The organism is Aeromonas sp. R2-3, assembly GCF_040908375.1.
GTDB lineage: Bacteria > Pseudomonadota > Gammaproteobacteria > Enterobacterales > Aeromonadaceae > Aeromonas > Aeromonas veronii.
Genome location: NZ_JBFODP010000022.1, coordinates 83,699 through 92,952 on the forward strand (window position 1 = coordinate 83,699; position 9,254 = coordinate 92,952).

General features: G+C 60.2%; 5 protein-coding genes. 1 reads left to right on the forward strand and 4 read right to left on the reverse strand.

Features of this window, described 5'->3' with window-relative positions:
- Positions 1-112: 112 nt before the first annotated feature.
- A complete protein-coding gene (locus AB5Z02_RS10975; protein ID WP_368215998.1) occupies positions 113-2,374 on the reverse strand; it encodes a patatin-like phospholipase family protein in 2,262 nt (753 codons plus the stop codon).
- A gap of 234 nt (positions 2,375-2,608) precedes the next feature.
- On the opposite strand from AB5Z02_RS10975, the gene AB5Z02_RS10980 reads away from it, so the two are divergent.
- Positions 2,609-4,519 carry a methyl-accepting chemotaxis protein gene (locus AB5Z02_RS10980; RefSeq protein ID WP_368215999.1) on the forward strand — a complete coding sequence of 637 codons (1,911 nt, stop codon included), beginning with the start codon at positions 2,609-2,611 and terminating at the stop codon, positions 4,517-4,519.
- Positions 4,520-4,603: 84 nt separating this feature from the next.
- On the opposite strand, the gene AB5Z02_RS10985 is transcribed toward AB5Z02_RS10980, so the two are convergent.
- From AB5Z02_RS10985 to aceF, 3 genes are all read right to left on the reverse strand, one after another.
- Complete coding sequence (locus AB5Z02_RS10985; RefSeq protein WP_368216000.1) at positions 4,604-5,566, reverse strand: sensor domain-containing diguanylate cyclase; 963 nt, start codon at positions 5,564-5,566, stop codon at positions 4,604-4,606.
- Positions 5,567-5,690: 124 nt separating this feature from the next.
- Positions 5,691-7,118 (reverse strand): dihydrolipoyl dehydrogenase, encoded by a 1,428-nt coding sequence (lpdA, locus tag AB5Z02_RS10990; protein WP_368216042.1) that lies wholly within the window; start codon positions 7,116-7,118, stop codon positions 5,691-5,693.
- 148 nt (positions 7,119-7,266) lie between these two features.
- Positions 7,267-9,156, reverse strand: coding sequence for a pyruvate dehydrogenase complex dihydrolipoyllysine-residue acetyltransferase (aceF, locus tag AB5Z02_RS10995; RefSeq protein ID WP_368216001.1), 1,890 nt, complete (start codon positions 9,154-9,156; stop codon positions 7,267-7,269).
- Positions 9,157-9,254: the final 98 nt, after the last annotated feature.

Below are 9,254 nucleotides of genomic sequence, written 5' to 3' on the forward strand. Positions count from 1 at the left end.
AACCCTGTTTACTTATTCACCACAAAATCGTAACCAATTAAACAGATTGGTGTTTTTTGAAAATTAATTGAACGCCCCCAACCAGAGTTAACAAATTGGCATCATTTCGGCATTATTCGAACGTACTGCCCAATTGCAGATAGAAGACGTCATTGCCCCCCTCCGCCATGCCATAGCCGAGGAACACAGGGCCGAGGAAGCTCTCCACCCCGACATAAAGCGAACCGGCGGTGAAGGAGCTCTCCAGACTGATATCCTCACCCTTGTTCCAGACCCCCCCCTGCTCCAGAGATCCACCCAGATAGAGCGGCATCTTGAGGGCACCGAAGTCGTTGTCTGCCACCCGATAGATGTAACGCAGGCCACCAAACAGGCTGTAGCGACCGCTCAGCTGGTAGCGCTGGAAACCGGAGAGGCGGAACAGCCCGCCCAGATCCTGAATATGCAGCGGCACCACCTCTTCACTGCCCGAGCCACCCCCTTCGAGGATCAGGTTGAGGCTGTGCCTGTCCCATGACCAGGGCTTGATCATCGAGAGCTGATAATTCCAGCCTTCACTGCGGCCATCTGCCGACTCGAGTCCATCCACACTGACGTGGGAGTGGCCCAGTTTCATATCCCATTTCACCCCCTGATAGGGGAAATAGCGGCTATCCAGATTGTCGTGTTCAAAGCGGACATAGGGGCCCCACGCAGTGGCATCCATCTCCAGCCCCTTGAAGTTCTTCACATCAATCGTGCCCAGTTGTCCCTCCAGCCCCATCGACAACCGGCTCCAGGGCTGGCGGTTCCAGCCCACCGCCAGATCGCCGCTGAAGAAGGAGTATTCGGAGTCGAGATAGCTTATCGAAACCATCTCGGGATCCGGATTGGGGAAAAACAGGCGGCGCAGGGTCTGGTCATAGGCCAGACTCGCCTCACCATAGAAGGTCTGGGAGGGTTCGAGCGGGGTATAGAAGTCGGTCTTGATATGTTTGGCCGTGCCCAACGATGCCTCGGTCAGCCACTCCGCCCCCCACTCGTTGACGTTGGTGAGGGTATAGGACATGCCGACGTTGTAGTTGGAGGTGTTCTCGAAGTCATCGGTGAAACCGAACTGGAAGTTGAGGTAGCCCGGCCCCCAGTTCTTCTCGCTGGCATCCACCAGCAGCACGTTCTCCCCGTCACGCTCCTCCACCTCGTAGGTTATGCGGTCAAAGGACTCAAGGGCATAGAGGCGGCGAATGCCCGCTTCCAGACTCTCGTTGGTCTGCACCTTGTCAGGCCGCACTTTCAGCATGGCGCGCACCGTGTCGTCGGAGAGGCGCGACTTGTTGATGATCTCCACCTTGTCGATGAAGTAGGCGGGCTGACCGCTACGCTCGGCACGGCGGCTCAGCTTCTGGTTGCGATAGGCGTTGTACTGCGCCTTGGTGAGCGACAGCTTATCGAGTTGCAGCGACACCTTGTCAGCCGCCGCCTCACCGATCTTGATCCCCTCCGGCATCCGGGCAAAGTCGGCGATCCCCATATCGCCAAACTCGGGGGCGATCAGAATATCCTTCGGTCCCATCAGCGCCTTCTGCTTGTCGGTGCCCACCTGGGTCATGTAGGTGGTGAGCTGGTCGATCATGGCCAACCCTGACTTGAGGGACTCCCGGGTACGCAGCTTGGCACCGATATCCACCGCGATCACCACGTCGGCCCCCATCGCCTTGGCGACATCCACCGGCATGTTGTTGACGCTGCCGCCGTCCGCCAGGATGTGCCCCTCCCACTCCACCGGCTTGAGCGCGCCGGGAATGGACATGGAGGCCTGCATCGCCTTGGCCAAGCTGCCGTGATCCAGCACAAAGGGGGTGACCGTCTCCATGTCGGTCGCCATGGCGCGGTAGGGAATGGGGAGATCATCGAAACTCGCCTGCACCGGCAGGTTGGAGGTGGCCCCCCGCAGCAGGCTGGCCATGGATTGGCCCTGGAAGAAACCGTCCGGCAGCTGGGTGGTGTCGCCATTCACCCCGATGTCGGTGCGCAGTTGGTACTGCTCGTTCTGCTGCTTCTTGCGCAACGACAGCTCGTCGCGGCCCACCTTGTCCTGATAGCCCTTGTTCCAGTCGATGGCCAAGGTGGTGCGCTCCACCTCCTCGGCACTGAGGCCCATGGCATACATCCCCGCCACATAAGAGCCCATGCTGGTGCCGACTATGATGTCGACCGGAATCCGTTTCTGCTCCAGCACCTTGAGGATGCCGATATGGGCAGAACCCTTGGCGCCGCCGCCGCTGAGCACCACCGCAATTTTCGGGCGCTCCCCCTGTGCCGCCACAGCCAACAGCGGCATGGCCGCCAGCATCACCAAAAGCAGACGGGTCCATCCCGCACCTAAGCTGCGCATCATATTTTCCATATTATTCAGAGGGTCAGTCACCAAGGATGGCCTCTACTATAAGGGGCCCGGCAGTTAGCGCAACCGTCAATCCGCATCCCGCCTGTGCAGCATGGCAAAGGGGCAAGCCGCCGCCCCTGTGAGCGCAAACGTAATCCGCAAATAAAGGGCTGCAAGCCTCATGGGTAGCCCCGCGCTGCCGCTAATATGAGCGTCGTCAATCTCAACCTTTTGAGCACCTTTATGCTGGCAACCCTCACTCTTAAACAGAAAATACTGGCCACGGTCACCCTGGCCGTGGTCGTCTCCTGCCTGCTGGTAGGCTACTTCAGTCAACGCTCGGCCCAGCAACTGATCGAAAATCGGATGTTCGAGCAGGAGCTCCCCAACCTGACCCAGCGGATCAGCAAGGAGATTGAACAGGATCTCCACGGCATCGCCCAGGCCGCCCGCCAACTGGCCACCGACCGCTTCATCCTCGACTGGGTGGATCGGGGCATGCCCAAAGAGCAGGAGCCGATCCTCATCAACCAGCTCAAGGATGTGGCCACCCAGTATGGTCTGGTGACCGCCTCCTTCGCCGATCGCCAGACCGCCGCCTACTACAACCAGGATGGCTTTCTGCGCAACCTGACCCCAGCGCAGGACGCCTGGTTCTATGACTACACCAAGAGCCAGAAGGAGATGACCCTCAGCATCTTCCGCGAGAGCAACGGCGAGGTGAAGCTGTTCGTCAACTTCCAGCAGCTCAACGGGCGCGGGCTGGCCGGCTTTGCCAAATCCCTCGACACCATGGTGACCATGGTCTCCAACTTCCGGCTGGAAGAGAGCGGCATCGTCTTTATGGTCGATGGCAGCGGCAAGGTGAAGCTGCACCCCGAGGCCAACCGCATCGAGCGTGACACCCTTGGCAACATTGCCAGCGGTGATACCGGCAGCCTGCTGGCCAAACGCCCCTTTGCCGTTATCAACGCCGAGGTAAATGGCGAGCCCATGGTACTGGCCAGCAGCTATATCCCACTGCTCGACTGGTATCTGGTAGCCCAGGTGCCAGAAGCCGAGATCTATGCCGAGCTGGATCAGACCCGCAACGAGATCCTGATGATCTCGCTGGTGATTGCGCTGGCCATGGGGCTGATGGGGATGCTGCTGGCAGGCTCGGTCAGCCGCCCGCTCAACGAACTGGCCCGCCTGTTCAAGGAGCTGGGCAGCGGCGATGGGGATCTTACCCAGCGCCTGAAAGTGGAAGGACGTGACGAACTGAGTCAGGTCGCCACCGGTTTCAACAACTTCGTCGCCAAGATCCACGGCTCCATCGAGCAGGTGGCAGAGAACTCCCGCCAGCTCGCGGCCACCGCCAACGAGGTGGCCAACAAGGCGCAGCTGACCCAGCACAACTGTACTGCCCAGCGTGACCGCACCGTGCAGGTGGCCACCGCCATTCACGAAATGGGGGCCACGGTGAGCGAGATCGCCGGTAACGCTTCGCTGGCAGCCGAAGTAGCCAGACAGGCCAACGATCAGGCCGATGCGGGTGCGGTAGTGGTGGCGCAGGCGCGACACGGCATCGTCGACCTCTCCGGCGAGATTGAGCAGGTGGCCGGGGTTATCGAGTCGCTGGCGAGCCAGACCGACTCCATCGGCAGCATCCTCGAAACCATCCGCAGCATCTCGGAGCAGACCAACCTGCTGGCACTGAACGCCGCCATCGAGGCCGCTCGCGCCGGTGAACAGGGTCGCGGTTTCGCCGTGGTGGCAGATGAAGTGCGCAATCTGGCCAACCGCTCCGCCGCCTCGACCGCCGAGATCCAGGGGATGATCAACCGCTTGCAGGAGCAGAGTGCCCGCGCGGTCAGCGCCATGGCGCAGGGGCGTAACCAGAGTCTGGAGGTGGTGAGCCAGGCCGATGAGGCCAACGCCGCCCTCGGCCAGATCACCGCCCACATCACCCAGATCAACGACATGAATATCCAGGTCGCCACCGCCACCGAGGAGCAGTCCAGCGTGGTCGGCGAAATCAACCGCAACGTGGAAGATATCAACCAGCTCACCATGGAGACCGCCGATATCGCCCACCAGCTGACCGAGTCCAGCCGCAGCCTGCAGCAGCTCTCCGGTCAGCTGGACAAGCTGGTTGGCAACTTCCGGCTCTGACCCCGACCTTGACCTGAGTCATCAACAACAGAGAGCGCCGTGGCGCTCTCTGTTGTTTTGGTGGCGACTAATCCGGCATAGCAGTCAGCCCTTGCCATCCCGTTTGCGCTGATACATCAGCTCATCCGCGCGGGTGAGCAGCTCGGCCAGAGAGACACAGCCGCGCCCGTCGTAGCAGACAATCCCGGTGCTGCAGGTCAGCGCATAACCACAACCACTATGCTGATTGTGCTCGGCCAACATGGCATTGAAACGCTCATAGGCCAGTTGTGCCTGCGCCTCTACCACATTGGGCAGCAGGACGGCGAACTCATCGCCGCCCATGCGGGCAAACACATCGGCGCCACGAAAAGCCTGCTTGAGCAGAGTGGCAAAGGCGATCAGAGCCCGATCCCCTTCTGCATGCCCCCACCGATCGTTGATCCCCTTGAAGCCATTGAGATCCAGATAGAGCAGTGCCAGTGGCATCTGCAAGCGACTGGCCAGCGAGAGGCTCTTCTCCGCCAGCATCACGAACCCGCGCCGATTGGAGATCAGGGTCAACTCATCAATGGTGGCCAGCTGCACTGCTTCGAGCTCCCGCACTACCATCGCCGCCAGATCCTTGAGCAACCCCACATCCTCCTCGCTCAATTCCCGCGGCACCGTATCGATGATGCAGAGCGTCCCCAGTTTGCAGCCGTTGGCGATCCGCAGTGGCAGTCCGGCATAGAAGCGGATGCCGGGCCCACCCACCACCAGCGGATTGTCGGCAAAGCGGGGATCCTGCGAAGCATCCGGCACGATAAAGGTCTCATTGCCCATGATGGCGTGGCCACAGAACGAAATGTCCCGGGCGGTCTCGCGGACCTCCAGTCCGATACAGGATTTGAACCACTGGCGATCTTCATCCACCAGACTCACCAGCGCGATGGGGACATTGAACACCCGTCGGGCCATGCGGGTCAGCCGGTCAAACCGCTCCTCGGCCTCGGAATCCAGCAAAGAGAGCCGCCGCAGGGTCTCCAGCCGCAATGCCTCATCGGGTGGAATGGGTGCTTCTAGCATCGTGCCTCTCTCGTCAGTGCCAAAACCTATCTTTAGCATATTGGGCTTTGTCGAAGTCGGGGCAGCAAGGAGAAAACAAAAAGCCGCTCATTCGAGCGGCTTTTTAGACAAGCGGGGAAGAAAATTACTTTTTCTTCTTGGCCTTGGCGTTCGGCAGGTCGGTGATGGAGCCTTCGAACACTTCGGCAGCCAGACCCACAGACTCGTGCAGAGTCGGGTGAGCGTGGATGGTCAGCGCGATATCTTCGGCGTCAGCACCCATCTCGATGGCCAGACCGATTTCACCCAGCAGTTCACCACCGTTGGTACCCACGATGGCACCACCGATGACGCGGCCGCTCTCCTTGTCGAAGATCAGCTTGGTCATACCGTCGGAACAGTCGGACGCGATGGCGCGACCGGAAGCAGCCCACGGGAAGGTAGCGACTTCGAAGTTCAGGCCCTGTTGCTTGGCTTCCTTCTCGGTCAGACCAACCCATGCCATCTCTGGCTCGGTGTAAGCGATGGACGGGATCACTTTCGGGTCGAAGTAGTGCTTCTTGCCGGCGATCACTTCGGCGGCAACATGACCTTCGTGAACACCTTTGTGTGCCAGCATCGGCTGACCCACGATGTCACCGATGGCGTGGATGTGCGCCACGTTGGTACGCAGCTGCTTGTCCACCTCGATGAAACCGCGCTCGGTCACGACAACGCCTGCCTTCTCGGCATCCAGCATCTTGCCGTTCGGCACACGACCTACGGCAACCAGCACGTTGTCGTAGCGAACCGGCTCGGCCGGAGCGTGCTTGCCTTCATAGGAGACGTACAGGCCGTCTTCGCGAGCTTCAACTGCGGTGACCTTGGTCTCCAGCATGATGTTGAATTTCTTGGCGACGCGCTTGGTATAGATCTTGACGATGTCTTTGTCGGCAGCCGGAACCAGCTGGTCGGCAAATTCCACCACGTCGATCTCGGAACCCAGAGAGGAGTAAACGGTACCCATCTCCAGACCGATGATGCCGCCACCGATAACCAGCAGTTTGCCGGGAACGGTTTTCAGCTCCAGCGCATCGGTAGAGTCCCATACGCGCGGGTCATCGTGGGGGATGAACGGCAGCTTCACCGGACGGGAACCGGCCGCGATGATGGCGTTGTCGAAGGTCACGGTAGTCTTGCCGTCTTCCCCGGTCACTTCGAGCGTGTTCGGGCCGGTAAATTTACCCAAGCCGTTAACAACCTGAACTTTACGCATCTTGGCCATGCCAGCCAGACCGCCGGTCAGCTGGTTGATAACCTTCTCTTTCCACAGACGGATCTTGTCGATGTCGGTCTGCGGTGCACCGAAGACGATGCCGTGCTCGGCCAGCGCCTTGGCTTCTTCAATCACTTTGGCAACGTGCAGCAGCGCCTTGGAGGGGATGCAGCCCACGTTCAGGCAGACGCCACCCAGGGTGGAGTAACGCTCGACGATAATAGTATCCAGACCCAGATCGGCTGCACGGAAAGCAGCGGAATAACCGGCAGGGCCAGCACCCAGTACTACGACCTGGGTTTTGATTTCTTTACTCATCATGACCTCTTTGTCGTTCTTATATCCCCGGACAGCGCAGTCTTATACCGAAACGGGTGGCTGCAGCCGTGAAAAAAACGGGGCAAGTTTACGATCATGTTAATGAAATGAGAAGTAAAAAGGGCAGGCTCTGGGCCCGCCCTCTCACTTACAGGACCAGTCGACGAATGTCGGACAGCACGCCGTTCATGGTGGTGATGAAGCGAGCCCCATCGGCACCATCGATCACGCGGTGGTCGTAGCTCAGAGCCAGCGGCAGCATCAGGCGCGGCGCGAACTCTTTACCGTTCCACTTCGGCTTCATCTCGGACTTGGAAACACCGAGGATGGCCACTTCCGGCGCGTTGACGATCGGGGTAAAGCTGGTACCGCCGATGCCCCCCAGGCTGGAGATGGTGAAGCAACCGCCCTGCATGTCGGCAGCGGTCAGCTTGCCGGCACGGGCCTTCTTGGAGATCTCGGCCAGATCGCGAGACAGCTCCATGATGCCCTTCTTGTTAACATCGCGCACCACGGGCACAACCAGACCGTTGGGGGTATCTACCGCCACACCGATGTGGATGTACTTCTTCATGATCAGCTTGCTGCCATCTTCGGACAGGGAGCTGCAGAAGCGCGGGTGAGCTTCCAGCGCCTTGGCGGCGGCTTTCAGGATGAACACCAGCGGGGTGATCTTCACGTCTGCCTTCTGCTTCTCGAGCATCGCGTTCTGCTCTTTGCGGAACGCTTCCAGCTCGGTGGTATCGGCTTCGTCGAACTGGGTGACATGAGGGATCATGACCCAGTTACGGTGCAGGTTCGGACCGGAGATCTTCTGGATGCGGGTCAGCTCGACCTCTTCCACATCACCGAACTTGCTGAAGTCTACCTTCGGCCACGGCAGTACGCCCAGACCGTTGCCACCGGCTACACCGGCAGAGGCAGGAGCGGACTCGGCACGCTTGATGGCATCCTTCACGTAGGCTTGCACGTCTTCTTTGACGATGCGGCCCTTGCGACCGGAGGCTTTCACCTTGGCCAGGTTGACGCCGAACTCGCGCGCCAGACGGCGTACCGCCGGAGAGGCGTGCACGTAGGCGTCGTTGGCAACGAAATCGGTCGCAGCGGCAGCAGCCTGGGCAACCGGAGCCGGAGCAGCGGCAACAGGGGCTGCAGCGACCGGAGCGGCAGCTTGAGCAACCGGCGCGGCAGCAGGAGCAGCGCCAGCCACTTCGAATACCATGATCAGGGAACCGGTGGAGACCTTGTCACCCGCCTTCACCTTGATCTCTTTGACCACACCGGCGAACGGCGCAGGCACTTCCATGGAGGCCTTGTCACCTTCCACGGCGATCAGGGACTGGTCGGCTTCAACCTTGTCACCCACAGCAACCATGATCTCGGTGACTTCCACTTCGTCGCCACCGATATCCGGTACGTTGACCTCTTTGGCAGCAGCGGCAACCGGGGCAGCAGCCACGGGCGCGGCAGCTTGAGCCGGAGCAGCAACGGCAGCAGACGCAGCGCCAGCCACTTCAAATACCATCACCAGAGAACCGGTAGAAACCTTGGCGCCAGCGGCAACCTTGATCTCGACCACGCGACCGGAGAATGGTGCCGGTACTTCCATGGAGGCCTTGTCACCTTCCACGGCAATGATGGACTGGTCAGCTTCTACCATGTCGCCCACGGCAACCATGATTTCAGTCACGTCCACTTCGTCGTCACCGATGTCCGGTACGTGCACATCTTTGCGCACGGCAGCGGCAGGTGCGGCGGCCGGAGCAGCAGCAACCGGTGCAGCCACTTCAGCAGGGGCGGCAGCGCCTTCGGCTTCGAAGATCATGATCTGGGAACCGGTGGCAACCTTGTCGCCCACCTTGATCAGGATCTCTTTGACGATACCGGCGGACGGGGCCGGAACTTCCATGGAGGCCTTGTCGCCTTCTACCGCGATGATGGATTGGTCCAGCTCGACCTTGTCACCCACGGCCACCATGATCTCGGTGACTTCAACCTCATCGGCGCCGATATCCGGCACCATAATCTGTTTGGACATTGTGCTTTATCCTCTTGCGTCGATCCGCGTGGCTGGCTGATGCCGCCACGCACATCTCGCGTTAACCGTTTTAAATCCTGGCAGGGTCGCGCCGTATG